This window comes from Paraburkholderia sp. J94, assembly GCF_905220285.1.
Lineage (GTDB): Bacteria > Pseudomonadota > Gammaproteobacteria > Burkholderiales > Burkholderiaceae > Paraburkholderia > Paraburkholderia tropica_A.
Map to the genome: position 1 here is coordinate 251,434 of NZ_CAJMZH010000003.1, position 25,610 is coordinate 277,043.

The window sequence follows — 25,610 nt, forward strand, 5'->3', positions numbered from 1 at the left end:
AGAAGACTGCTTGCGCTCACAACCACCGACAGATTTTTGCGACGGCCTTGCGGCCTGCCAAACAAAAGGGGAAGCGCTGCTTCCCCGATAAGCTGGAGCGGGAGACGAGTCTCGAACTCGCGACCTCAACCTTGGCAAGGTTGCGCTCTACCAACTGAGCTACTCCCGCATTTTTACTGCTTCACTACTCTTTACTGCTGACACTTCGTTTCACATTTCTGCAAAACGCCGCATCCAGAATCTGGAGCGGGAGACGAGTCTCGAACTCGCGACCTCAACCTTGGCAAGGTTGCGCTCTACCAACTGAGCTACTCCCGCGTATTTGCTGCCTTACTGCATTCGCCGTTGATTGACTGCTTATCTTCGGCTATTTCCTGCTATCTCCACCGCATCTGCTTCGTTTGCTGCTTGTCGTGCAGCGGAGAAGTGAGATTATGTATAAGCCGCTGAATCGTGTCAACCCCTTCGACTGAACTTTTTAAAAAAAGATTCGCGGGGGTGGCGCGAAGGCGTTGAGCGCAGGCGTTGAAACACCGTGCGCCCGCCCCTGCTCAGAGGCTGCCGCGCTCGCGGATCTGCGGCCAGGCGAGCTTCATGTAATAGAGCATCGACCAGATCGTCAGCACCGCGGCCACGTAGATGAGCCACGTGCCCCACACGCGCGAATCGAACAGCGTCGAGCCGCCGAGCGTGAGCGGCGCGTAGAACAGCAGCATCGGAATCGCGACCATCTGGCACGCGGTCTTGAACTTGCCGAGCTGATTCACCGCCACGCTTTTCGACGCGCCGATCTGCGCCATCCACTCGCGCAGCGCCGAAATCGCGATCTCGCGGCCCACGATCACCAGCGCGATCACCGCGTCGAGACGCTGCAGATGCACGAGCACGAGCAGCGCGGCCGTGACCATCAGCTTGTCGGCGACCGGATCGAGGAACGCGCCGAACGACGAGGTCTGGTTCCACTTGCGGGCGAGATAGCCGTCGAACCAGTCGGTGAGCGCCGCGAGGATGAAGATCCACATGGCTGCGACGTTCTGATGCATCGGGCTCAGCACCGACTGCGGCAGATAGAACACGCCTACCACGAGCGGAATCAGCACGATCCGCAGCCACGTCAGGAGAATCGGGATATTGAACGGCATCGGCGCGCGCAGTCTGTCAGGGGATGTTGCAATTATGGGAGATGCAATTGTGCCGCGTCGCCGGGACCGCCACAAGCAAGCGTAAGGTTCGCGCCCGCGCGCCGCCCTGTTTCGGGCGCGCGCGGACGTAGCGCTCAATGCAACTGTTGATAGATCTGCTCGGCCAGCGCGTGCGAAATGCCTTCGACGCTCGCGAGGTCCTCGACGCTCGCCGCCATCACGCCGCGCAGGCCGCCGAAGCGCGCGAGCAGACGCTGACGCCGTTTCGCGCCGACGCCTTCGAGTTCTTCGAGCCGCGACGTCTGACGCGTCTTGCCGCGCTTGGCGCGCATGCCCGTGATCGCGAAACGGTGCGCCTCGTCGCGGATCTGCGCGACCAGCATCAGCGCCGCGCTTTCCTTGCCGAGTTCGAGCGGCGCGCGGCCATCGGCGAATACGAGCGTTTCGAGGCCGACCTTGCGCCCTTCGCCCTTGGCCACGCCGACGAGTATCGCAGGGTCGAGTCCGAGTTCGTCGAACACCTGGCGCGCGATCTCGACCTGCCCTTTACCGCCGTCGATCAGCACGATGTTGGGCAACGTGCCGCCCGCCGCGACCGGCTCCGCGCCTTCGGGCGTCGCGGAAGGATTGGCGGGATCGGTGCTTTGCAGCGCCTGCGCCTCGTCGGTTTCGTTGCGCGCCGACTGCGCGACCATCTTCTCGTAGCGGCGCGTGAGCACCTGGCGCATGGCCGCGTAATCGTCGCCGCCCGTGATGCCCGTGATGTTGTAGCGCCGGTACTCGCCCGACTGCATCTTGTGATGGTGATAGACCACGCACGACGCCTGCGTCGCCTCGCCCATCGTGTGGCTGATGTCGAAGCACTCGATGCGCAGATGCGCGAGATCGTCGAGTTCGAGGCCGAGCAGCTGCGCGAGCGTGCGCGTGCGCGCCTGCTGCGAGCCTTGTTCCGAGAGCAGCCGCGCGAGCGCGAGGCGCGCGTTCTGCTCGGCCATCGCGAGCCACGCGCGCTTCTGGCCTTGCGGCTGGCGCAGCACCGCGACCTTGTGGCCGGCCTGCTCCGAGAGCACGTCGACGAGCTCGCGGTTCGCGGGCGGATGGCTCACCACCAGCACCGGCGGCACGCGATTGCCGAAGTAATGCTGCGCGATGAAGGCGTCGAGCACCTCGGATTCGATGCCGTTCGCGCGGGCTGCGCGTTTCGAGGATTTCGGCTTTGCGGCGGCTTCGTCGTCGGGAACATCGGCGGCGTCGGCCGCTTCGGTTTCGCTGCCGAGTTCTTCCGCGATCGCGAGCGGATCGGGTTGATCGCCTGCGTCATCGCTGTCGTCGCCGGTTTCCTGCGCGCCGGTCTGCTCCTCGTCTTCTTCCTGCGCCGCCGCGCCCGCGCTCGCCACCAGCGCCTTGCGCGCCAGCGACGGCAGCGACTTCAACGCCGTCGCCGCCACCACCGCTTCCTCGCCGATCGCTTCGGCCACGCCGCCTTCCTCGTCGGTCAGCGCGCGCTCGACGTGGGCCGGAAAGTACGCCTTGTCGCCCAGATGGCGGCCGCCGCGCACCATCGCGAGATTCACGCAGACGCGCCCGCCCAGCGCGACCACGGCCAGGATATCGACGTCGCTTTCGCTGCCCGTTTCGATCGCCTGCTGATGCAGCACCGTCGACAGCGAACTCATCTGGTTGCGCACCGCCGCGGCCTGCTCGAACTTCAGCTCGGCGGCGAACCCGTGCATCTTCGTCTCCAGCTCCTTCATCACCTCGTTCTGACGGCCGAGCAGGAAACGCGACGCATTGCTCACGTCGCGCGCGTAATCGTCCTGGCTGATCGCGCCGACGCACGGCGCCGTGCAGCGCGCGATCTGATGCAGCAGACACGGCCGCGTGCGGTTGTTGAACACCGAATCCTCGCAGGTGCGCAGCTGAAACACGCGCTGCAGGATCTGGATGCTCTCGCGCACCGCGTAGGCGCTCGGAAACGGTCCGAAGTACTGGTTGTTGCGATCGACCGCGCCCCGGTAATACGCCATGCGCGGGAACTTGTGCCCCGTGAGCTTGAGGAACGGATACGACTTGTCGTCGCGAAACAGGATGTTGTAGCGCGGCGCGAGCGCCTTGATCAGGTTGTTTTCGAGCAGCAGCGCTTCGGCTTCCGAGCGCGTGACCGTGGTCTCGATACGCGCGATGCGCGTCACCATCATGGCGATGCGCGGCGACAGCTGCGTCTTGTTGAAATAGCTCGAGACGCGCTTCTTCAGGTCGCGCGCCTTGCCCACGTAGAGCACCGCGCCGTGCGTGTCGTAATAGCGATAGACGCCGGGCAGATGCGGCAGTTGCGCCAGCACTTCCTTCGGGTCGAACGCTTCGGCGGCGGGAGCGGCGGGTACGTCGGGGGCGCCGGCGGAATCGGCGGGATCGTTGGAATCGGTCATCCAGTCTGGGGGACGTCTGAGAGCGTCGATGTGCGTCGGTGAATGCTTGCGCGCGGACGGGCGGAGCACCACCGCGCGCGCAACGCGACGCGGTCATGCGGCTGTCCTAGAATCGCAAGTTTAGATCATTCCGCGCGGGCCAGAACCAGCCGGCCCGCCGCCGCCAGCCACGCAGCCCCTACGCCAGCCATGTCCAACGCTCCCCGCTCCGCCGTGCCCGACGCCCCATCCGAGGCCGACGCGCCTCTCGCCTGCGATATCTTCTGCGCCGTGATCGACAACTTCGGCGACATCGGCGTGTGCTGGCGTCTCGCGCGCCAGTTCGCGCACGAACACGGCTGGGAAGTGCGCCTGTTCGTCGACGACCTGCACGCCTTCGAACGGCTCTGCCCCGCGCTCGACGCGTCGCGCGCGACGCAGACGGTCGAAGGCGTGCGCGTCGAGCACTGGCACGAGCCCGATCACGCGGGCGAGACGCTGCGGATCGCCGATGTGGTGATCGAGGCGTTCGCCTGCGAACTGCCGTCGGTGTACGTGGCGGCGATGGCCGAGCGCACGCCCACGCCCGTGTGGCTCAATCTCGAATATCTGAGCGCCGAGGACTGGGTCGCCGATTTCCATCTGCGTCCTTCGCCGCATCCGCGCTACGCGCTGCTCAAGCACTTCTTCTTCCCCGGCCTCGGCGCGGGCACGGGCGGCGTGCTCAAGGAGCGCGATCTCGACGCGGCCCGCGCCGCCTTCGAAGCCTCGCCCGACGCGCGCGCGGCCTGGTGGCAGCGCGCGACGGGCGGGCCGCCGCCCGGCCCGGAAGCCACGGTGATCTCGCTGTTCGCCTACGAGAATCCCGCCGTCGACGCGCTGCTCGAACAGTGGCGCGACAGCCCCACGCCGATCGTGCTGCTGGTGCCGCAAGGCCGCATCTCGGGCGCGCTCGCGCGCTTTTTCGGCATGGCGGCGTTCGGCGCGGGCGCGCGCGGCGAGCGCGGCTCGCTCACGGCGCACGGCCTCGCCTTTACCGAGCAGCGCGGCTACGACGCGCTGCTCTGGGTCAGCGACCTGAATTTCGTGCGCGGCGAGGATTCGTTCGTGCGCGCGCAATGGGCGGCGCGGCCGTTCGTCTGGCACATCTATCCGCAAGCCGACGACGCGCATCTGCCCAAGCTCGACGCCGCGCTGGAGCACTACGCGCGCACGCTCGACGCCGCGCCGCGCGGCGCGCTCGAACGCTTCTGGCATGCGTGGAACGGCAACGCCGGGCACGCGGCTGGCGCGCCTGAGGTGAACACTGAGGGGAGCACTGAGGGAAACACTGAAGGAAACGCCGCCACCGCGCCGGACGGGCTCGCCCACGGCGGGGTCAACTGGCCCGATCTCGCCCGCCATCTGCCCGCCTTGAAGGCGCGTGCGCACGGCTGGGCAGCCGAACTGGCCCTCACTGGCGATCTCGCCGGAAATCTGGCCGAATTCGCAAAAACTCAGTTAAAATAAGCGGTTACCCGGCGGCAGCCGTCTCAAGCGCAGTCTCCGCAGTCTCAAGCGGCCTCGATTTCCGCGCGCCTTGCTGGTTCCAGCAAGGGGCCGCAACGAACCGCTTGCGACGTTTGCCGTCGCGCACACCCAAAGCTATCTAATCTGGACAGGACAGTTTTTTATGAAGACCGCACAGGAACTCCGCGTCGGCAACGTCGTGATGATCGGTAACGACGCCATGGTCGTGCAGAAGGCCGAGTACAACAAATCGGGCCGTAACGCCGCCGTCGTGAAGATGAAGTTCAAGAACCTGCTGACTGGCGCGGGCATGGAAACCGTGTACAAGGCGGACGACAAGTTCGACGTCGTCGTGCTGGACCGCAAGGAAGTGACGTACTCGTACTTCGCCGACCCGATGTACGTGTTCATGGACGCCGACTACAACCAGTACGAAGTCGAAGGCGACATGATGGCCGACGCCCTCAACTACCTCGAAGACGGCATGGCTTGCGAAGTCGTGTTCTACAACGAGAAGGCCATCTCGGTCGAACTGCCGACCGTGCTCGTGCGCGAAATCATCTACACGGAACCGGCTGTCAAGGGCGACACGTCGTCGGGCAAGGTTCTGAAGTCGGCCAAGCTGAACACGGGCTTCGAACTGCAAGTGCCGCTGTTCTGCAATATCGGCGACAAGATCGAAATCGACACGCGTACGAACGAGTACCGCAGCCGCGCCTAAGCCTCGCGAGGCGAACGGCAAGGCGAGCGCGTCCGCATCGATGTTCGGCGGATGCAATCGCGAAAGCGCCCTCCGGGGCGCTTTTTCTTTTTTTGCCGAACGTGTATGTTTGTGAGTGCCATGGGAAAACCTTACCGGTTTTGCCTGAGCGCAAAGCGCGAGTCACATCGGCGCAGCAAGGCAAGGCGCTCATGGCATGGTTTCTGCTGGTTTATTTCTGGGATAGCCATTTTTCATCATGGCTGCCGCAGCACTCTTCCCTGAACCAGGAGAAACCGATGAACAACGACATCGCAGAAGGCAAGTGGAAGCAGCTGATCGGCAAGGCCAAGGCCGCCTGGGGCGAGCTCACGGATGACGAGCTGGCCAAGGCGGAAGGCCGCGCCGATCGCCTCGCCGGACTGATCCAGGAACGTTACGGCAAGACACGTGACGAGGCGGAACTGGAGGTACGGCGCTGGTTCGACGCGCATCGGCCGTTCGACTGAGCGGCGCGGCGGCATAGCGGCTGCTTCGATTTGCGGAAACCGCCGGTGGCCCGGCATGAACGGCGGCCGGTGTTGGGGGTAAAAAAACGGCCCGGCGCGGCGGATTGCGGCGCTCAGGGCCGGCGCAGCGCGCGGCGTGTCGGCTGCCGGATCCGCGACGTTCAGCGGCGGGTCCGCGAAACGAATCAAGGCAAACGACAGCGGACGAACCTGGCGGCAAGGCCGCTGCAAGCGAGCGCCAATCTGGGAGGACCGGAACTGAATAACCTGCCTCGGGACACTTCGGTGATCTCGTTGAACTCTTCCGTATCGCGCCGCGCCCGTGCGTGCCGCGACGCCGCGCGGGGCTCGTCCGCCGCGTGCGTCCGCGTGCGCGCGCATCGCGCTTGCGCTTATCCGTCAGCCCTTGCGCCATGCCACACGCCCTGATTGTCGAAGACGATCCCAATAGCCTGTCCGGCCTCTCCGCCATCCTGGCCGCCGACGGCTTCTCGGTCGATACCGCCGCCACGCTCGCCGACGCGCGCGCGGCGCTCGGACGCTTCATCCCCGACGTCGTGCTCGTCGACCTGAACCTACCCGACGGCAGCGGCCTCGAACTGCTCCCGCATCTGCCCGCCCAGCCGCCCGGCGGCGCGCTGCCTGTGATCGTGATGACCGGTAACGCCACGGTCGAAAGCGCGATCGAAGGCCTGCGCCACGGCATCTGGGACTATCTGCTCAAGCCGGTGAACATTCCGCGCCTGCGCAGCCTGCTCGCACGCATTCCGCGTCCGTACGAACTCAGCGAAGAAGTGCGCACGCTGCGCGCGACGCTGCGCAACCTCGGCCGCTTCGGTCCGATGCTCGGCCGCAGCAGCGCGATCCAGCACGTCTACGACGCAATCGAGCAATTCGCGCCCACCGAGGCGGCGATCCTCGTGCACGGCGAGCCCGGCACCGGCAAGGAAGTCGCCGCGCGCACGCTGCATCAGCTGAGCCGCCGCCGCAAAGGGCCGTTCGTGGTCTGCGACGCGCGCGCGCTGACCGCCGAGTCTGCGGGCGGCCGGCCGCTCGCGAGCATCCTGTTCGGCCATGAGCGCGGCGCGTTCAGCGGCGCGGAGCAGCGCGAACCCGGTCTCGTCGATCAGGCGGCCGGCGGCACGCTGTTCATCGACGAACTCACCGATCTGCCGCGCGCCCAGCAGGAAGCGCTGCTGCGCGCGCTCGACTCGCAGACCTTCATGCGCGTCGGCGGCAGCAGCGAAGTGGGCACAGATTTCCGCCTCATCGCGGCCACGCGCGTGTTCCCGCGCGACGCGGTCCAGCAAGGCGTGCTGCACGAGGATCTGTGGCTGCGTCTCGATGCCGCCGCCGTGCAACTGCCGCCGCTGCGCGAGCGCGACGAAGACGCCGCCCTCCTCGCCGCCGCCTGCGTCGACGCGCTCAATCTCGACGCGCATCAGCGCGGCCTGACGGGCACGACGCGGCTCGTCTCGCCGGCCTTCATCCGCGAATGTCTGGGCTACGACTGGCCGGGCAACGTGCGCGAATTGCACGAGCGCGTGCAGCGCGCGTGGCACGCGTCCGGCGAAGTGCTCGAAACGCTGCAGGCCGAGGAAAGCAACGGCGCTGCGGCGCGCGACGGCAACGGCAACCGCGTGCAGGTGACGGTGGGCACGCCGCTCGCCGATGTCGAGGAAATGCTGATCCGCGCGACGCTCGACGCCGTGGGCGGCACGCGCCATCGCGCGGCGTCGCTGCTCGGCATCAGCCCGAAGACGCTCTACAACAAGCTGCAGCGCATGCGCTTGAACTGATCCAACGGATCCGCGCGACGGTGTGCGCGCTTCAAGGTGCGCACGTAAAAAAACGGCGGCCCTTCGCTTCGGAAGGGCCGCCGTTTTGCTTGCTGGCTGCGCGCCGCGCGCTCAGCTCAAGGCAGCACGCTGCGCAGCAAGGCCTGCGCCGAGAGATACGCGGGATCGGCCACCAGTTTGTCCCAGCGCAGCGCCTTGCCGCGCGGCAGCAAGCGCCGGATGCGCTTCGACGACGCCTTGCGCTCGCGCGACGGCTCGTCGGTGCGCAGCGCGTCGAGCACCTTTTCGGCCTCGTGCGGCTGGTTGCAGACCAGCACCATGTCGCAGCCTGCGTCGAGCGCGGCGCGCGCGCCTTCCGCGAGCGTGCCGCCCTGGCGCGCCGCTTCCATCGACAGATCGTCGCTGAAGATCGCGCCCGGAAAACGCAGACGGTCGCGCAGGATCTCCTTGACCCAGACGCGCGAGAAGCCCGCCGGTTTTTCGTCGACCTTCGGATAGATCACGTGACCCGGCATGACCGCCGCGAGCGACAGGCCGAGCCAGTCGTACGGCAGCGCGTCCTCGCCGAGAATCGATTCGAGCGGACGCTCGTCGACCGGCACCGCGACGTGCGAGTCGGCGGTCGCGAAACCGTGTCCCGGAAAGTGCTTGCCGCAGTTCGCCATGCCCGCGAGCGCGAGGCCGTGATTCAGGCTCTTGGCGAGCAGCGTGACCACGCGCGGGTCGCGATGGAACGCGCGGTCGCCGACCACCTTCGACTGGCCGTAGCCCAGATCGAGCACCGGCGTGAAGCTCAGGTCGATACCGCAGGCGCGCAGCTCGCTCGCGAGGATGTAGCCGACCGAGGTCGCCAGCTTGGTCGCGAGCAGCACGTCCTTGTCCCACAGCGCGCCGATGCGGCCCATCGCGGGCAGCACCGTGAAACCGTCGGTGCGAAAACGCTGCACGCGGCCGCCTTCGTGATCGACGGCAATCAGCAGATCTTCGCGCACGGCGCGGATCGCGTCGGTCAGCGCGACGAGCTGCGCGCGGTTCTCGTAGTGGCGCGCGAACAGGATCACGCCGCCGGTGGAGGGATGCGCGAGGCGGCGCACGTCGTCTTCGTTGAGCGACGTGCCGACCACGTCGAGCATGACCGGTCCGGGAATGAGTTTCATCGATCGTTGGGCGTTGAAGGCCGCGCCACGCGAACGCGCGCGGCGCGAAGGGATGAATGGGATCAGCGAACGGAAATCAGCGCGCGGCAGATTGAACCGGCGGCCGGTCGGTCTCGGCGACCACGAACGAGACAGCGTAATCGCGCTCGTCGGTGATCGTCACGTGGGTCGTGATGCCGCGCTCCTCGAGCCATTGCACGAGGTCGCCGTTCGCCACCATGTAAGGCTTGCCGCCGGGCGCGTTGAGCGTCTGCACGGCGCGCCAGGTCATCGGCATGTGCATGCCGAGGCCGATCGCCTTCGAGAACGCTTCCTTCGCGGAAAAACGCGTGCACAGATACGCGAGCCCGCGCGTGGCCGAGCGGGCCTTGCGCGCCTCGTAGACCGCGAGTTCCTCGGGGCCGAGCACGCGCTGCGCGAAGCGCCCGCCGGTGCGCTCCATCACTGCCTGCACACGGCTCACCTGGATGATGTCCGTGCCGATGCCGTAAATCGCCATGTAATCCTCGTGATGAACGTGATCGCGATGCTGCGGATAAGCGCGCCGCGCAGCGGCGGCGCAGCGGCGTTACGCGTGCTGCGCGGCGAGACGCGACGACACCATGATCGCCTTCATCTCGCGCACCGCGTTTTCCCAGCCGACGAACACCGCATGCCCGACGATCGCGTGGCCGATGTTGAGTTCGTGAATGCCTTCGATGGCCGCGATCGGCTGCACGTTCGTGTAGTGCAGACCGTGGCCCGCGTTCACCTTCAGGCCGAGGCTCACGCCGCAGTTCACGCCCGCCACCACGCGCTCGAATTCGCGCTGCTGTTCGGCGGCTTCGTGCGCTTCGGCGTAACGGCCGGTGTGCAGTTCGATCACGGGCGCGCCCGCGGCCTGCGCGGCGCGGATCTGCGTTTCGTCCGCGTCGATGAACAGCGAGACGCGGCAGCCCGCGGCGGCGAGCTGACGGCAGGCGGCGGCCACGGCCTCGAACTGGCCGGCGACGTCGAGGCCGCCTTCGGTCGTGAGTTCCGCGCGCTTCTCGGGCACGAGGCAGACGTCGTGCGGCTGGATCTCGCAGGCGATGTCGAGCATTTCAGCCGTCACCGCGCATTCGAGGTTCATGCGCGTCTTGAGCAGCGGACGCAGCGTGCGCACGTCGGCATCGACGATATGACGGCGGTCCTCGCGCAGATGCAGCGTGATCGCATCGGCGCCCGCTTCTTCGGCGAGCAGCGCCGCGCGGATCGGATCGGGATAAGCGGTGCCGCGCGCGTTGCGCAGCGTTGCGACGTGGTCGATGTTGACGCCGAGGTCGATCACGTTGGGCGAAGTCAGAAAGAAGCTCATAGGTTCTGCAGGTCGATCAGGATCTGGCGCGTCGCGAGCGGCGTGCCGCCAAGGTAAGTATTCAGCAGGAAACGCATCAGCGCCTTGCTCTGCGTGACGGTCTGGGGACGATGGTAATCGTCCTCTTCCATATCGAGCAACGTCTGGCCCGAGAGCACCGGCCAGTGCGCGGGCCACTCGTCGGAGGCTTCGCGCACGCCGCGCTCGGGATCGAACACGTAGCGCCCTTCGGCCACCACGGTCTTGCGGTTCACGGTGCGGTTGAGCGCGAGCGCGTAGCCGGTGTCGCGCAGCAGCACGCGCTCGAACGAGCGCAGCACCTGCACGGGCGGCAGATCGTGCGCGAGGCGCGTGAGCGTGACGACGTAATGATTGAACAGCGCGGGATGCGGATCTTCACGCGCGAGAAACTTCACCAGCAGCTCGTTGACGTAGAAGCCGCACAGCAGCGCGTCGCCGGTCAGCGGCAACATGCCGCCGACCCATTCGGCGCCGGTGAGCGTGCGCACCTCGCCCTTGCCGGTCCAGTTCAGCGTGAGCGGCTGGAAGGTTTGCAGCACGCCGCGCAGCGCCGAATGCGGACGCTTCGCGCCCTTTGCAACGAGCGCGACGCGGCCGTGATCGCGCGACAGCACGTCGATGATCAGGCTGGTTTCGCGATACGGATAGCTGTGCAGCACGAAGGCCGGCTGCTCGGCGACGCGATAGTCGGAAGCCGTGCTGCGCGGCGTGCGCGGCAGTTGCGAGCGCGCGGTGGTCTTGCGGGGCGCGCGCGGTTCGGCGCGGCGTTCGAGCGTGGCGTCGGCGCCCTCGCCCAGATCGTCGCGCGACGACGAAGTGGCCTTCAGTGCGGGTTTCGCGCGCCGGCTGCGCGCGGGCGGCGTGCGTGCGCCACCGCCGGACGGCGACTCGAAGTCGTCGTCGGCGCGCGAGTTCACGTCGGGCGCGTCGGGCGCGTCGGGCGCGTCGGGCGCGGACCAATCGTCGTTCAGGGTTCCGGCTTCGCCGTCGCTCATCCCGTCGCTCATCCTGTCAGTCGTCGCGGATCGGCGGATCGGATCACTCGTAGCCGTAGGCGCGCAGACCGGCTTCGTTGTCGGCCCAGCCGCTCTTGACCTTCACGAAGGTTTCCAGATAGACCGGACCGTCGAACAGCTTTTCCATGTCGAGGCGCGCCTCGGTGCTGATCTGCTTGAGCTTGGCGCCCTTCTGGCCGATCACCATCGCCTTCTGCGTGTCGCGCTCGACGAGGATCGTCGCGAAGATGCGGCGCAGGCGGCCTTCCTGCTCGAACTTCTCGATCACCACCGTGCTCGTGTACGGCAGTTCGTCGCCGGTCCAGCGGAACACTTTTTCGCGCAGGATTTCGGCGGCGAGGAAACGCTCGCTGCGATCGGTCAGGTCGTCTTCGCCGTAGATCGGCTCGCCTTCGGGCAGATACGGCTTGAGCACCGCCAGCAGACGCTTGATGTCGTCGGTATTTTTCGCCGACAGCGGCACGATCTCGCGGAATTCGCGCAGCTTCTGCACGCCTTCGATAAACGGATAGAGCGTGGCCTTGTCCTTCACCGTATCGATCTTGTTGGCGATCAGGATCGCGGGCGCGTTCGGCGGAATCAGGTCGAGCACCTTCTGGTCGTCCGGACCGAACTTGCCCGCTTCGATCACGAACAGCACGGCATCGACCGAGCTGAGCGTCGAGGTCACGGCGCGGTTCAGCGAGCGGTTCAGCGCGGTGCTATGGCGCGTCTGGAAACCCGGCGTGTCGACGAAGATGTACTGCGCGTCTTCGGTCGTGTTGATGCCGGTGATGCGGTGGCGCGTGGTCTGCGCCTTGCGCGACGTGATGCTGATCTTCTGGCCCACGAGGGCATTCATCAGCGTGGATTTGCCAACGTTGGGACGGCCGACGATCGCGACCATGCCGCAACGAAAACCGGCAGGAGTAGTGGTGGGAGCGTTCATGATCGGATCGGAGAATGGATGCGACAGATTGGGCTGCAACAGACAGGATGCGACAGATGCGGCGCGCGCGGACGACGCGCGCGCTCGACAGGTTCAGTGACCGGCGTCGGCGGCGCGCACGGGCAGCGCCGCGCCGACTTCGGCGCTCGTCTCGACGGCGCCGGACGAGGTGCTGGATGCGTCATTCGACGCGCCCGTATCACCCGAAGCGCCATTTTGCGCCTCGCGGCTGCGCGTGGCGCGCGATGCGATCGACCCGGCCGACGGCACGCCGTCGAAGGCTTTGTCAGCGGGCTTTTCAGCGGATTTTTCGACGGGTTTTTCAGCGGATTTTTCGGTGCCCTTTTCCGCACCTTTTTCCTGCACGTGCGCGGCGCGGATCACCGCGAGCGGCGCGGCCAGCGACACCGGAGCGCGCTCACCCGCCTCGCCCGTCGCCGCCGCAACTGCAGCAGGCACGCCCAGAATGGGCCGGTCTCCGCGCGCACGGCGCTCCGGCGAGCGCAGATCGAGCGCGCCCTGCACGCCGGTCACGCCCGGCACGACCTCGGGTTCGGGCTTCGGCGCGCGGGCGCCCTTCGAACGGCGCGGCTTGGTCACCAGCGCGGGCGCGGCGGCCACGACCTCGTCGAGCGCCTTCTTCGCGGCGGCCTGTTCGGCCGCGCGGCGGCTCGCGCCCGAGCCCGACACCTTCACGTCGAGCTTGGGCACCGTGCATTCGACTTCGAATTGCTGATTGTGCGCCGCACCATGCGTGGCGACCACGGTATAGGTGGGCAGCGCGATCTTGTGACCTTGCAGGTATTCCTGCAGCAGCGTCTTGGCATCCTTGCCGAGCGTGCGCGGGTCGATGTGATCGAGGATCGGCACGTAGAGACGCTTGATGACCGTCTGCGCGGCATCGAAACCGCCGTCGAGGAAGATCGCGCCGAAGATGGCTTCGAGCGCGTCCGCGAGGATCGACGGGCGACGGAAGCCGCCGCTGCGCAGCTCGCCTTCGCCGAGACGCAGGCCGTCGGCGATATTGAGGGCCTGAGCGATCTCGTAGAGCGACTGCTGCTTGACCAGATTCGCGCGCACGCGCGAGAGGTCGCCTTCGTCCAGCTTGCCAAAACGTTGGAACAATAGGGCCGCCACCGCGCAATTCAGGACCGAATCGCCGAGAAACTCGAGGCGTTCGTTATGCGTGGCACTGTGACTGCGGTGGGTGAGAGCCTGGCGCAACAATTCCGCATTGCGAAATTCGTAGCGCAGTCGGCTTTCCAACGGAGATTGGGGCATGGGGAGAGTATAACGCGCCCGCCGCCCCCGGCGAAAACGCGGGGCGGCGGGCGAAAAACCATGATGAAGCGACCTTACCGCGGGTTCTTCAAGTAGCGCGCGAAGATGCGGGACGACTCGTTCGCGCGCTCGATGCTGGCTGAGCGTGTTGCAGCGGCGAGCCGCAACACGCGCCCATCACTCGAACGAACCGATACGCTTCAGACTGCTGAAGTTCATCCAGATGAAGAACGCGCGGCCGACGACGTTCGCGTCGGGCACGAAACCCCAGTAACGGCTGTCGGCGCTGTTGTCGCGGTTATCGCCCATCATGAAGTAATGGCCGGCCGGCACCTTGCAGATCACGCCGCGTGCGTTGTACTGGCAGTTGTCGCGATACGGATAGTCTTCGGCGCCCACGATGAACGGCGGCACGGCGGGGTTGTTCAGGATGTTGTTCTTGCGGCCGTTGCCGAGATCTTCCGTGAACTGCTTCGCGTAGCCGATGCGCTCTTCGTCGAAGTAATCGGCTTGCGGCGCTTCGGGCACCGGCTTGCCGTTGATCGTGAGCTGCTTGTCCTGATACGCGACCACGTCGCCGGGCAGGCCGATCACACGCTTGATGTAGTCGACCGACTCGTCTTTCGGATAGCGGAACACCACCACGTCGCCGCGCTCGAGGCCGCGGCCCTGCGTGATCTTCGTGTTGGTGATCGGCAGACGGATGCCGTAGTCGAACTTGTTCACGAGGATGAAGTCGCCCACCAGCAGCGTCGGCACCATCGAGCCCGACGGAATCTTGAACGGCTCCACGACGAACGAGCGCACGAGGAACACGATCAGGATCACGGGAAAGAAGCTCGCCGTGTATTCGAGCCACCACGGCTGGCGCAGCTTTTCGTTACGCAGGTTTTGACGCGTTTGCGGCGCGTTCTCGTCGGCGAAACGCTCGCCCACACGCTGCTGCTGACGGTCGAACTCGGCGACGGCCGCATCGGCGGCGAGGCGCCGGCGCGGCATGAAAACCAGCTTGTCTGCAACCCACGCGATGCCCGTCAAAACGACGAGCACAAAAAGGATCAGCGCAAAATTCATGTAGAGGTCCGTTGTTCGGGCTTATTTGTCTTCGACGCGCAGGATCGCGAGGAAGGCCTCCTGAGGAATTTCCACGGAACCGACCTGCTTCATCCGCTTCTTGCCTTCTTTTTGCTTTTCGAGAAGCTTCTTCTTACGCGAGATATCGCCGCCGTAGCACTTGGCCAGCACGTTCTTGCGCAGCGCCTTGATGTTCTCGCGCGCGATGATGTGCGCGCCGATCGCCGCCTGAATGGCCACGTCGTACATCTGGCGCGGAATGATCTCGCGCATCTTCGCCGCCACTTCGCGGCCGCGATACTGCGACTGCGAACGGTGCACGATGATGGACAGCGCATCGACCTTGTCGCCGTTGATCAGCATGTCGACCTTCACGACGTCCGCGCTGCGGTTTTCCTTGAACTCGTAGTCCATCGACGCGTAACCGCGCGACACCGACTTCAGGCGGTCGAAGAAGTCCAGCACGATTTCCGCCATCGGGATTTCGTACGTGAGCTGCACCTGGCGGCCGTGGTACTGCATGTTGATCTGGCTGCCGCGCTTCTGCGTACAGAGCGTGATGACCGAACCCACATAGTCCTGCGGCATATACAGGTTGACCGTGACGATCGGCTCGCGGATTTCGGCGATCCTCGACGGCTCCGGCATCTTCGCCGGATTCTCGACCTTGACCAGCGTACCGTCGGCCTGGACCACTTCGTACACCACGGTCGGCGCCGTGGTGATGAGGTCCATGTCGAACTCGCGTTCGAGACGCTCCTGCACAATTTCCATGTGCAGCAGGCCCAGGAAGCCGCAGCGGAAGCCGAAGCCCAGCGCCTGCGACACTTCCGGCTCGTATTGCAGCGAAGCGTCGTTGAGCTTGAGCTTTTCGAGCGATTCGCGCAGCGCGTCGTACTGGTTCGCCTCGACCGGATAGAGACCCGCGAACACCTGCGGCTTCACTTCCTTGAAGCCCGGCAGCGGTTCCGGCGCGGGACGGTTCACGAGCGTGACGGTGTCGCCGACCTTGGTGGCGGCGAGTTCCTTGATGCCCGCGATGATGAAGCCCACCTGCCCCGCCGACAGCGATTCCAGGTTGCGCGACTTCGGCGCGAACACGCCGACGTGCTCGACCGGATACTGCGCGCCGGTGGCCATCAGCTTGATCTTGTCCTTCGGACGCAGCGTGCCGTTGACGATACGCACGAGCATGACCACGCCGACGTAGTTGTCGAACCACGAGTCGATGATCAGCGCCTGCAGCGGTGCTTCCGGGTCGCCCTTGGGCGGCGGGACCTTGGCGATGATCGATTCGAGCACGTCGTCCACGCCGAGGCCGGTCTTCGCACTGCAGTGCGTGGCGTCGGTCGCGTCGATGCCGATCACGTCCTCGATTTCCTCGATGGCGTTTTCGGGGTTGGCGGCGGGCAGGTCGATCTTGTTGAGCACGGGCACGACTTCCACGCCCAGCTCGATAGCCGTGTAGCAGTTGGCCACGGTCTGCGCCTCGACGCCCTGGCTCGCGTCCACCACGAGCAGCGCGCCTTCGCACGCGGACAGGGAGCGGCTGACTTCGTACGAGAAGTCGACGTGGCCAGGCGTGTCGATCAGGTTCAGGTTGTAGACCTTGCCGTCACGTGCCTTGTACGTGAGGGCCGCGGTCTGCGCCTTGATCGTGATGCCGCGCTCGCGCTCGAGATCCATCGAGTCGAGCACCTGCGCTTCCATTTCGCGGTCGGACAAGCCGCCGCACAGTTGGATGATGCGATCGGCGAGCGTCGACTTGCCATGGTCGATGTGCGCAATGATCGAGAAGTTGCGAATATGATCCATTCAGTGCCGATCAAGCGAAAAAGGCGCGCCCCAAACGAAAGCTGGGCACGCCTCGTAAACAGATGAAAAACCGAACTATTTTAGCCGAAATAGGTGTCGGCAGGCGAACGGTGCTGAGAAGTAACGGATAGTTCATGCGCCAGGGCCCGATCCGTTGCGGGCCGCAGCCTTATTCCATCGGCGGCGCGGGCTGTGGCGCGGGCGCCGCGCCCAGTCCCAGCGTGGCGCGCACGCGCGCTTCGTCGAGCCGGTAGTGGCACAACTCGATGCCGTCGCAGACCAGCACCGGCACGAGTTCGTCGTAGCGCGCCTGCAGCGCGGGGTCGGAATCGACATCGACGACATCGACCTGCGCACCGGCCGCCGCAGCCAGCGGCTCGAGCGCCACGCGCATGTCGTCGCACAGATGACACCACGCGCGGCCATAGAGCACGAGATGCGCGCTCGCCCGCGCAACCTTATCCGGCTGCATGGGCGGCGCGGAGCGCATGGGCGTGTGCATCGGGCTTACTTCTGTGCCGGATTGCGCGGGCGGATCGGCACGAACTGCGTGTTGTCGCCGCGTCGCACGAGAATCGCCACCATCTTCTGCGGATCGAGGTGCGAGGTCGCGTCCTGGAACTGCTTCGCGTTGACGACATCGGTGTCGCCCACGCGCAGGATGATGTCGCCCTTTTGCAGACCGGCGCGCGCAGCCGGGCCGTCCACCGTATCCACGACCACGCCGCCCTTGATCTTGAGCTGCGCGAGCTGGTCAGCCGGAATGTCGGTGACCGAGAGACCCAGCGCGTTCGACGGACGCGGCTTCGGCTCCGGCGCCTTCTTCGGGTCAGCCTTCGTGCCCTTGTCCGCCTGCATTTCGGCGATCGTGATCGGCAGGTCGCGCGTCGCGCCCTTGCGCCAGATCGTGACGGTCGCCTTGGTGCCCGGCTTGGTGTCGCCGACCATGCGCGGCAGATCGGTCGCGGTTTCGACGTTCACGCCGTTGAACTTCAGGATGATGTCGCCCGGCTGGATGCCCGCCTTGTCGGCCGGACCGCCCGGCTCGACGCTCGACACCAGCGCGCCCTGCGCCTTCGGCAGACCGAGCGAGTCGCTGACGTCCTTCGTCACTTCGCCGATCGCCACGGCGATGCGGCCGCGCGTGACCTTGCCCGTCGACTTGAGCTGATCCGCCACGCGCATCGCCTCGTCGATCGGAATCGCGAACGAAATGCCCATGAAGCCGCCCGTGCGGCTGTAGATCTGCGAGTTGATGCCGATCACCTCGCCCTGCATGTTGATCAGCGGACCGCCCGAGTTGCCGGGATTCACGGCCACGTCGGTCTGGATGAACGGCAGATAGTCGCCGGTGTCGCGGCCCTTGGCGCTCACGATGCCCGCGGTGACGGTGTTTTCGAGGCCGAACGGCGAGCCGATCGCCACGACCCACTCGCCCACGCGCACCTTGTTCGAGTCGCCGACCGTCACGGCCGGCAGGTTGTTCGCCTGAATCTTCACGACGGCCACGTCGGTGCGGTCGTCCACGCCGATCAGCTTGGCCTTGAATTCGCGCTTGTCGGTGAGCGTGACGTAGATGCTGTCCGCGTCGTCGACCACGTGCGCGTTGGTCATGACGTAACCGTCGTTCGTCATGATGAAGCCCGAGCCCACGCCGCTGCTTTGTTCGGAGTCGTTGCCGCCGTCGGGACCGGAGTCCTGGTCGCCGCCGCCCTGGCCGCCGCGCGGCGACGCGCCTCCGCCCTGGCCACCCTGCCCGCCTTGTCCACCTTGAGGACCTTGCGGCAACGGAATGCCGAAGAAGCGGCGGAAGAATTCCGACATGTCGCCGTTATCCATGCCCGGCGGCAGGCCGCCGCGCTGCGAGAGCGTCACGCGCGTGGTCGTGCGAATGTTGACGACGGAAGGCCCCACCTTGTCGACGAGATCGGTGAAGTCGGGCAGATTGGCGGCAGGCGCCGCCGATGCCATGTGCGGGGCGAGCGGCAGGCACGCCGCCACCACCGCGGCCGCGAAAAATTTGCGCAGCGGGAAGATCGTCATATCGTAGTCAGCCCGTAGTCAGCCGCAGGATTTACTTGGAAGCCTTGTATTCTATGGCAGATGCGAACTGCTGCAACGTGGCCTGGGGCACCTCGCCGAGCAACGTGATCCAGTAATCGCCATTGCGCTTCACCAGCACGTGCGTCGCGCCCGTGCTGCCCGCGCCTTCCTTGCGGCTGTTGTGCTCGACCGGCTCGACGAAGATCGAGACCGCCGAGAGGCCGTCCGAGAACACGGCCTGATCGACCGGAATCGGCGGATCGTTCGCGTCGCGCGCGGCCATCGGGCGGCGCAGCTCGCGGATCTTGCGGAAGCCCGGCACGTTCTGCGCGAAGGTCCAGCCCTGCGCTTCCATATCGACGCTTTGCAGCGGCGGACGCACCACGGTCCAGCCCGTGAGATTGCGCATGCCGCTCGCGATCGGCGCCTTATCGACCGGCACGCCGATGCTCACCTGCGTAAACGACAGTTGCTGGAGCACCTGGCCGTTCGACGGATCGAGCAACTGCGAACGCAGCAGCAGGCCGGTTTTCGCGTCTGCCCACAGCTTGTAGGCGAAGCGATAGGCGTCTTTCGGATCGAGTTCGATCACCTGGCTGTCGATGCCGGCCACGCGGTCGGTGCCCAGCATCTTCGGATCGTAGACGGACAGCACTTCGTTGCCGCTCGTGGCGAGCAGCGCCGGGAAGGCGTCCTTGTTCTGGCGTTTTTCGACGACGCAGAGCTTGCGCTCCGGCACGAAGGTGTAGAGGTCGTCGTTGTGGCGCAGCATCTTGCGAGGCTTGCCGTCGAGGCTTTCGAGCTGCTCGAACTCGCCGTCGGCTTTCGTGGCGTAATGCGTCACGCGGGACGACTGCACGAAGTTGCCGCGCTGATACACGAAGGTGCCGATGTAGTTCTGCTGCTGCGCGGCCTGCTGGATGCGGTCCAGCCACTGCGCCGCACTCTGGCGCGTGGCGGGGTCGACCGCGGAAGCGGCCGACGCGCCCTGCGCGTGAGCGCGCGGGGCGACAGACAGAGCGGTGAACATCACGGCCGCGCAGCACAGGTATGCCGGCAACCGCCCCCAGAATGTATTGTTATTCAACCGCACTGTCTGCATCAGACTCACTGGCCTTGCGTGGTAAGGGCCGCAGAACGGATCAGCGGCATGGAATCCGACATGACCGGCTGCTGCGCGAACTGCTGGTGCGCTTCGAGATAAGCGTCGAGGCGCGCGTCGCGAATGATGTTGCCGTCCTGCACGGCGGCCGTCTGCACGGGCACCGCGTTCATGGCCACACGCTGCACGTTGTCGCCCGCGGGCTGCATCGCGGCGATCTGCGGACCGCCCGCCATGCCGACGCCGCGCATTTGCGGCACGACGATCCACGTGAGCGTGGCGGCTGCGGCGGCCACGGCCAGCGACGGCACGACGCGGCGGCGCAGCGCGAGAATGCGCGCGACGCGGCCGTCATGCGACGCCGACGCAGCCGACGAAGCGGGCAACGCCGCAGGCGCCAGCACGTGCGGCTCGGCCTCGAAGCGGGCCGCGAAGCCCGCCATGAACGACTGGCTCGCCGCCGGGCTCATAGCCAGGTCGTCGGAGCGCAGCGCGTCGCCGATCAGGTGATACGCCGACCAGGCCTTGCGGTCCTCGTCGTCGAATCCAGAAAAAATGACGTTCAGATGCGCGTCACCCGCCAATTCGCCGTCGGCGAAAGCGGACAGTTGCTCGCCGCGCGAACCTGACACCGATTGCATCGAAACCGACCCCATGATGCTCCCCATTTTCTTACAGAGCCCCGCAGTGACACACCCACTCTAGTGAATTACGTCCGTGCCCGGCGCGAGACTGGCTTACCAGCGCTTGCCTTCCGGTGTGTCCAGCAACGGACGCAATTTTGCCGCAATGGCTTCGCGAGCGCGGAAAATTCTCGATCTGACGGTCCCGATCGGGCAACCCATCATTTCGGCAATTTCCTCGTAGCTCAAACCTTCTATTTCCCGAAGCGTAATGGCGGTGCGCAACTCTTCCGGTAAAACCGCCATGGCAGCATTGACCGTCTGGGCGATCTGCTTGCTCATCAACATCGATTCGGGCGTGTTGATATCCCTTAGTTGATCGGCGTCCGAGAAAGTTTCCGCTTCTTCAGCATCAGCTTCGGTAGAAGTGGGAGCACGGCGCCCCTGGGTCGCAAGGTAGTTCTTCGCCGTATTGACAGCAATACGGTACAACCACGTATAGAAAGCGGATTCGCCACGGAACTGCGGCAATGCCCGGTACGCCTTGATGAAGGCGTCCTGGGCCACGTCCTCGACCTCCGCGGGGTCCCGCACGAGGCGCGAGATCAGGCGGATGATCTTGCGATGGTACTTGGAGACCAGCAGTTCGAACGCGGCCTTGTCGCCTTTCTGCACGCGCTCGACCAGCACCTGGTCAATTTCTTTTTCGCTCACCTGAAAAATCCGTTAGCTCATGGAAGTGGACGCGGGGGCACCATTGTAGCGTTACCGCCACGGCGCCACGTTACGCGCGTTACAGCGGTTACAGTCGTTACAGCGCTCTGGCAGAGCGCGCGCGGACGCAGAACGAAAACAAATGGGGACGCCGCAGCAAACGGCAAGAGAAAGGCCAGCAAGAAAGCGCAAAAAATGCGTCGATGGCGGTGCGGCCCGGGCGGCGGCCCACGCCAGGCCAAGCCGACGCTTGAAAGCCTAGCGGCCCGAAGCGCTGCGCGCAGTCACGGCGAGCACGCGGAAGGTCTCGGCGTCGACCGAATCGGCGGCGATCAGCAGCGTCTTGCGGCGCGCGCCCTCTTCCACCACCAGCGCGAGCAGCGCCGCGCCCCATTGCGAGGCGCCGATCAGGCGGCCATCGGCAAGACACGCGCCGGAGCGCGCGAACGCGGCGAATCGATCCGTCCCGATTTCGATGAAAGCAGGCTGGGCGCGGCACCACGCCGCAAAACCGAGCCCGCCCGCCGCGCCGAGCGCCAAAGCGGGCGCAACGGCATGCCACGCGCCGAGCCACGGCGCGAGCGCCGTATGGAAGGCTGCGCACGCAACCGCGAGACCCAGCAGCAGCGCCGCGCGCATCGTCCAGGACGCGCGCACGGCGTGGCGCGGCGCGTGCAAACGCCGCGGCGCAGAAATGTGAACGCGGCCGCCCGGATGAACCGGAGCGGCCGCGGAGTCGCGCGAGGCGATCATGGGAGTCTCAGCCGAGGCTGGCTCGAAGGCGTATCAGGCGCCGGTCAGACGTGGCGCTTGAACACCAGCGTGCCGTTCGTGCCGCCGAACCCGAACGAGTTCTTCAGCGCGACGTCGATCTTCATGTCCCGCGCGGTGTTCGCGCAGTAGTCCAGGTCGCAAGCCGGATCCTGGTTGAAGATGTTGATCGTCGGCGGCGAGATCTGGTTGTGCACGGCGAGCACCGTGAACACCGACTCCAGACCGCCCGCGCCGCCCAGCAAGTGGCCGGTCATCGACTTCGTCGAGTTCACGACGATGTCCTTCGAGTGGTCGCCGAACGCGCGCTTGATCGCGGTGGTTTCCGCGAGGTCGCCGAGCGGCGTCGAGGTGCCGTGGGCGCTGAGCCAGTTCACTTCGTTGGCGTTCACACCCGCGTTCTTCATCGCGGCCAGCATGCAGCGGCGTGCGCCGTCGCCGTCTTCCAGCGGAGCGGTCATGTGATAAGCATCACCGCTCATGCCGTAGCCGCCGATTTCCGCGTAGATCTTCGCGCCGCGCGCCTTCGCGTGTTCGTACTCTTCGAGCACCATCACGCCGGCGCCTTCGCCCAGCACGAAACCGTCGCGGTCCTTGTCCCACGGACGGCTGGCCGTCGCCGGATCGTCGTTGCGCTGCGAAAGCGCACGTGCTGCCGCGAAACCGCCGATACCGAGCGGCGACACGGTCGATTCCGCACCGCCCGCGATCATCACGTCGCAGTCGCCGTATTCGATCAGACGCGACGCTTCGCCGATGCAGTGCAGACCGGTCGTGCACGCCGTCACCATCGACAGGTTCGGGCCCTTCAGGCCGAACTTGATCGACAGATGGCCGGAGATCATGTTGATGATCGATGCCGGCACGAAGAACGGCGAAATACGGCGCGGGCCGCGGTTGAGCAGTTCGGTTTGCGTGACTTCGATCATCGGCAGACCGCCGATGCCGGAGCCGACGTTCACACCGATGCGCTCAGCGTTGGCTTCGGTGACTTCGAGGCCGCTGTCCTTGAGCGCCTGCATGCCTGCAGCGATGCCGAAATGGATAAACGTATCCATATGGCGCGCTTCTTTCGCCGGCATGTACTCTTCGACGTTGAAGCCCTTCACCTCGCCGGCAAAGCGGGTCGAGAAGTTCGTCGCATCGAACTTCGTGATGTTGGCGATGCCGGACTTGCCGGCGACCAGATTGGCCCAGCCGTCGGCAACATTATTGCCAACAGGCGAAATCAGCCCCAGGCCTGTAACAACAACTCGACGGCGGCTCACGGTAACCCCTTTTCCATAGATGACAAAAACAAAAGCCACAGAGGCCACAGGAAATGCTCCTGTGAGCCCTGTGGCTAGTTGACCGGCAGATGCCCCGCAACAGGTGCGGCGGGCGTAAGCGGTTTCACGGGCGTGCGTCCTCTCGGACCGCCCGCGCGCAAGATGGGCGCGCGCGGTCCGAAAAGGAAAAGCGCCTTAGGCCTTGACGTTCGCGCGAGCGTAGTCGATCGCTTGCTGAACCGTCGTGATCTTCTCGGCTTCTTCATCCGGAATTTCCATGCCGAATTCGTCTTCGAGGGCCATCACGAGCTCGACGGTGTCGAGCGAGTCGGCGCCCAGATCGTTCACGAACGAAGCTTCGTTCTTGATTTCAGCTTCGGCGACGCCCAGTTGCTCGGCGACGATCTTCTTGACGCGCTGTTCGATGTTGTCCATTACCCCTCCAAGGGAAAAAAGTTAGCTCATGAATGCGAGTGCGCGCATTTTATCAGGTTTGACCTGGCAGAAAAGCGGCGCTCAAGGTTCCGGGAACGGCTATCCGCGAAGGCGTACGAACGGTTGAACTCGCCGGACGCACCAAGGCGCGGATAGTACCTGATTCCGGTTAAGACATATACATGCCGCCGTTGACGTGCAGCGTCGTGCCCGTCACGTAGCCCGCCTGCGGCGATGCCAGGAAAACGACCGCGTGCGCGATGTCTTCCGGGCTGCCCAGACGGCCAAGCGGAATCTGCTGCTTGAGCGCGGCTTGCTGCTCGGCCGGCAGATCCTTGGTCATGTCGGTATCGATGAAGCCCGGCGCCACGCAATTCACCGTGATGCCGCGGCTGCCGATTTCGCGCGCGAGCGCGCGGGTCATGCCCGCGACGCCAGCCTTGGCCGCCGCGTAGTTGGCCTGGCCCGGGTTGCCCGACGAGCCGACCACCGACGTGATATTGATGATACGGCCCGTGCGCGCCTTCATCATCGGGCGCAGCACGGCGCGCGAGAGGCGGAACACGGCCTTCAGGTTGGTGTCGATCACCGAATCCCACTCGTCGTCTTTCATGCGCATCGCCAGGTTGTCCTGCGTGATGCCAGCATTGTTGACGAGGATCGCCAGACCGCCGAATTCCTTCACGGTGGCGTCGATGAGCGCTTCAGCCGCAGCCGAATCGTTGACGTTGAGCACCGCGCCGCGGCCCTTCAGGCCCGCTTCCGCAAATGCCGCCGTGATCGCCTGCGCACCGCTTTCGCTGGTCGCCGTGCCGATCACCGTCGCGCCCTGGCGCGCCAGTTCGAGCGCGATCGCCCGGCCGATGCCGCGCGAGGCGCCGGTCACGATCGCAGCCTGATTGTCGAGAGTCTTTTCCATCGTTCGAATCCGTTACTGATTGCGTTGAGTCGCCCGGTCGGGCCGATCAGCCCTTGACGAGCGCGAGCACTTCTTCGAGCGACTTCGGATCGGCCACCGAGGCGCCGACCAGTTCGCCGTCGATACGCTTCGTGAGGCCCGCGAGCACCTTGCCCGGACCGCATTCGATCACGTGCGTGGCGCCCTGCGCGCCGATCGCCTTGACGCACTCGACCCAGCGCACCGGACCGGCGGCCTGGCGCACCAGCGCGTCGCGAATCTTCGCCGGATCGGTTTCGAAAGCCACGTCGATGTTGTTCACGACCGGAATCTGCGGCGCGTTCAGCGTGACGCCCGCGAGGTAGTCGCGCAGCTGGTCCGAAGCGGGCTTGAGCAGCGACGAGTGGAACGGCGCCGACACCGGCAGCGACAGCGCGCGCTTGGCGCCCTTCGCCTTCGCGATTTCGCAGGCCTTTTCGACCGCGGCCTTGTGGCCCGCGATCACGACTTGCGCCGGCGCGTTGAAATTCACGGCTTCGACCACACCGCCGCTCGCGGCAGCGGCTTCGGTGCAGACGGCGCGCACGGTGTCGTCGTCGAGACCGAGCACGGCGGCCATGCCGCCCTCGCCCACCGGCACCGCGCTTTGCATCGCCTGCGCGCGGAAGCGCACGAGCGGCACGGCGTCGCGGAACGCGAGCACGCCGGCGGCGACGAGCGCCGTGTATTCGCCGAGGCTGTGGCCCGCGACGATCGACGGCGCCGGGCCGCCTGCCTGCTGCCACGCACGATAGACGGCGTAGGCGGCCGTCAGCATGACCGGCTGGGTGTTGGTGGTGAGGTTGAGTTCTTCAGCCGGGCCTTCGGCGATCAGCTTGCCGATGTCCTGGTTGAGCGCGTCGGACGCTTCCTGCAGCGTTTCGCGCACGACGGCGCTATCGGCGAAGGCGTCGAGCATGCCGACGGCCTGCGAACCTTGACCCGGAAAAACGAATGCGAATTTCATGAGATCCTCAAAATTCGGTCAAAACGGAGAGGCGATGCGCTCGAATGGACCGCGA

General features: G+C 65.7%; 24 protein-coding genes and 2 tRNA genes. 4 read left to right on the forward strand and 22 right to left on the reverse strand.

Annotation, left to right across the window (positions count from 1 at the left end):
• Positions 1-93: 93 nt before the first annotated feature.
• The 4 genes from U4Y88_RS07350 to uvrC all read right to left on the reverse strand — a co-directional run bounded on the left by U4Y88_RS07350 (position 94) and on the right by uvrC (position 3,571).
• Positions 94-169, reverse strand: a tRNA-Gly gene (locus U4Y88_RS07350).
• A gap of 73 nt (positions 170-242) precedes the next feature.
• A tRNA-Gly gene (locus U4Y88_RS07355) sits at positions 243-318 on the reverse strand.
• 233 nt (positions 319-551) lie between these two features.
• The gene (pgsA, locus tag U4Y88_RS07360; RefSeq protein WP_224008349.1) at positions 552-1,142 is read right to left on the reverse strand and encodes a CDP-diacylglycerol--glycerol-3-phosphate 3-phosphatidyltransferase; all 591 of its coding nucleotides are present in this window, start codon (positions 1,140-1,142) and stop codon (positions 552-554) included.
• A 134-nt stretch (positions 1,143-1,276) separates the two neighbouring features.
• The gene (gene uvrC / locus U4Y88_RS07365) at positions 1,277-3,571 is read right to left on the reverse strand and encodes an excinuclease ABC subunit UvrC (protein ID WP_321783192.1); all 2,295 of its coding nucleotides are present in this window, start codon (positions 3,569-3,571) and stop codon (positions 1,277-1,279) included.
• Between the two features lie 189 nt (positions 3,572-3,760).
• On the opposite strand from uvrC, the gene earP reads away from it, so the two are divergent.
• From earP to U4Y88_RS07385, 4 genes are all read left to right on the forward strand, one after another.
• Positions 3,761-5,059 (forward strand): elongation factor P maturation arginine rhamnosyltransferase EarP, encoded by a 1,299-nt coding sequence (gene earP, locus U4Y88_RS07370; RefSeq protein ID WP_321783194.1) that lies wholly within the window; start codon positions 3,761-3,763, stop codon positions 5,057-5,059.
• A 163-nt stretch (positions 5,060-5,222) separates the two neighbouring features.
• Positions 5,223-5,780, forward strand: a complete 558-nt coding sequence (gene efp, locus U4Y88_RS07375; RefSeq protein ID WP_224008341.1) for an elongation factor P — start codon at positions 5,223-5,225, stop codon at positions 5,778-5,780.
• A gap of 278 nt (positions 5,781-6,058) precedes the next feature.
• Positions 6,059-6,268 carry a CsbD family protein gene (locus U4Y88_RS07380; RefSeq protein WP_224008469.1) on the forward strand — a complete coding sequence of 70 codons (210 nt, stop codon included), beginning with the start codon at positions 6,059-6,061 and terminating at the stop codon, positions 6,266-6,268.
• A 413-nt stretch (positions 6,269-6,681) separates the two neighbouring features.
• On the forward strand, positions 6,682-8,067 hold the full coding sequence (locus U4Y88_RS07385) for a sigma-54-dependent transcriptional regulator (RefSeq protein ID WP_224008338.1): 1,386 nt from the start codon (positions 6,682-6,684) through the stop codon (positions 8,065-8,067).
• A 116-nt stretch (positions 8,068-8,183) separates the two neighbouring features.
• On the opposite strand, the gene nagZ is transcribed toward U4Y88_RS07385, so the two are convergent.
• The 18 genes from nagZ to fabD all read right to left on the reverse strand — a co-directional run bounded on the left by nagZ (position 8,184) and on the right by fabD (position 25,555).
• Positions 8,184-9,224: a beta-N-acetylhexosaminidase gene (gene nagZ, locus U4Y88_RS07390; protein WP_224008335.1), complete on the reverse strand. Its 1,041-nt coding sequence runs from the start codon at positions 9,222-9,224 to the stop codon at positions 8,184-8,186.
• 76 nt (positions 9,225-9,300) lie between these two features.
• Positions 9,301-9,723 carry a holo-ACP synthase gene (gene acpS, locus U4Y88_RS07395; protein ID WP_224008332.1) on the reverse strand — a complete coding sequence of 141 codons (423 nt, stop codon included), beginning with the start codon at positions 9,721-9,723 and terminating at the stop codon, positions 9,301-9,303.
• 69 nt (positions 9,724-9,792) lie between these two features.
• Positions 9,793-10,560, reverse strand: coding sequence for a pyridoxine 5'-phosphate synthase (gene pdxJ / locus U4Y88_RS07400; RefSeq protein ID WP_224008329.1), 768 nt, complete (start codon positions 10,558-10,560; stop codon positions 9,793-9,795).
• Complete coding sequence (gene recO / locus U4Y88_RS07405; RefSeq protein WP_321783196.1) at positions 10,557-11,588, reverse strand: DNA repair protein RecO; 1,032 nt, start codon at positions 11,586-11,588, stop codon at positions 10,557-10,559. Before recO ends, pdxJ begins: the two co-directional genes overlap by 4 nt.
• A 31-nt stretch (positions 11,589-11,619) precedes the next feature.
• Positions 11,620-12,525, reverse strand: a complete 906-nt coding sequence (gene era / locus U4Y88_RS07410; protein WP_224008323.1) for a GTPase Era — start codon at positions 12,523-12,525, stop codon at positions 11,620-11,622.
• 93 nt (positions 12,526-12,618) lie between these two features.
• Positions 12,619-13,806, reverse strand: a complete 1,188-nt coding sequence (gene rnc / locus U4Y88_RS07415) for a ribonuclease III (RefSeq protein ID WP_321783198.1) — start codon at positions 13,804-13,806, stop codon at positions 12,619-12,621.
• 177 nt (positions 13,807-13,983) lie between these two features.
• The gene (gene lepB / locus U4Y88_RS07420; protein ID WP_224008318.1) at positions 13,984-14,880 is read right to left on the reverse strand and encodes a signal peptidase I; all 897 of its coding nucleotides are present in this window, start codon (positions 14,878-14,880) and stop codon (positions 13,984-13,986) included.
• 21 nt (positions 14,881-14,901) lie between these two features.
• Positions 14,902-16,695: a translation elongation factor 4 gene (gene lepA / locus U4Y88_RS07425; protein ID WP_224008315.1), complete on the reverse strand. Its 1,794-nt coding sequence runs from the start codon at positions 16,693-16,695 to the stop codon at positions 14,902-14,904.
• Between the two features lie 169 nt (positions 16,696-16,864).
• On the reverse strand, positions 16,865-17,197 hold the full coding sequence (locus U4Y88_RS07430; protein WP_321783200.1) for a glutaredoxin family protein: 333 nt from the start codon (positions 17,195-17,197) through the stop codon (positions 16,865-16,867).
• A 5-nt stretch (positions 17,198-17,202) separates the two neighbouring features.
• Positions 17,203-18,738 (reverse strand): DegQ family serine endoprotease, encoded by a 1,536-nt coding sequence (locus U4Y88_RS07435; RefSeq protein WP_310630032.1) that lies wholly within the window; start codon positions 18,736-18,738, stop codon positions 17,203-17,205.
• A 31-nt stretch (positions 18,739-18,769) separates the two neighbouring features.
• Positions 18,770-19,840, reverse strand: a complete 1,071-nt coding sequence (locus tag U4Y88_RS07440) for a MucB/RseB C-terminal domain-containing protein (protein ID WP_310630031.1) — start codon at positions 19,838-19,840, stop codon at positions 18,770-18,772.
• A gap of 5 nt (positions 19,841-19,845) precedes the next feature.
• On the reverse strand, positions 19,846-20,496 hold the full coding sequence (locus U4Y88_RS07445) for a sigma-E factor negative regulatory protein (protein ID WP_310630030.1): 651 nt from the start codon (positions 20,494-20,496) through the stop codon (positions 19,846-19,848).
• A gap of 81 nt (positions 20,497-20,577) precedes the next feature.
• Positions 20,578-21,177 (reverse strand): RNA polymerase sigma factor RpoE, encoded by a 600-nt coding sequence (gene rpoE, locus U4Y88_RS07450; protein ID WP_027795258.1) that lies wholly within the window; start codon positions 21,175-21,177, stop codon positions 20,578-20,580.
• 258 nt (positions 21,178-21,435) lie between these two features.
• Positions 21,436-21,834 (reverse strand): hypothetical protein, encoded by a 399-nt coding sequence (locus U4Y88_RS07455; RefSeq protein WP_321783202.1) that lies wholly within the window; start codon positions 21,832-21,834, stop codon positions 21,436-21,438.
• A 140-nt stretch (positions 21,835-21,974) separates the two neighbouring features.
• Positions 21,975-23,216: a beta-ketoacyl-ACP synthase II gene (gene fabF / locus U4Y88_RS07460; RefSeq protein WP_224008279.1), complete on the reverse strand. Its 1,242-nt coding sequence runs from the start codon at positions 23,214-23,216 to the stop codon at positions 21,975-21,977.
• Positions 23,217-23,411: 195 nt separating this feature from the next.
• Positions 23,412-23,651 (reverse strand): acyl carrier protein, encoded by a 240-nt coding sequence (gene acpP, locus U4Y88_RS07465; protein WP_004197638.1) that lies wholly within the window; start codon positions 23,649-23,651, stop codon positions 23,412-23,414.
• Between the two features lie 169 nt (positions 23,652-23,820).
• Positions 23,821-24,570 carry a 3-oxoacyl-ACP reductase FabG gene (gene fabG / locus U4Y88_RS07470; RefSeq protein WP_224008277.1) on the reverse strand — a complete coding sequence of 250 codons (750 nt, stop codon included), beginning with the start codon at positions 24,568-24,570 and terminating at the stop codon, positions 23,821-23,823.
• A gap of 46 nt (positions 24,571-24,616) precedes the next feature.
• Positions 24,617-25,555 carry an ACP S-malonyltransferase gene (gene fabD, locus U4Y88_RS07475; protein ID WP_321783204.1) on the reverse strand — a complete coding sequence of 313 codons (939 nt, stop codon included), beginning with the start codon at positions 25,553-25,555 and terminating at the stop codon, positions 24,617-24,619.
• Between the last annotated feature and the right edge of the window lie 55 nt (positions 25,556-25,610).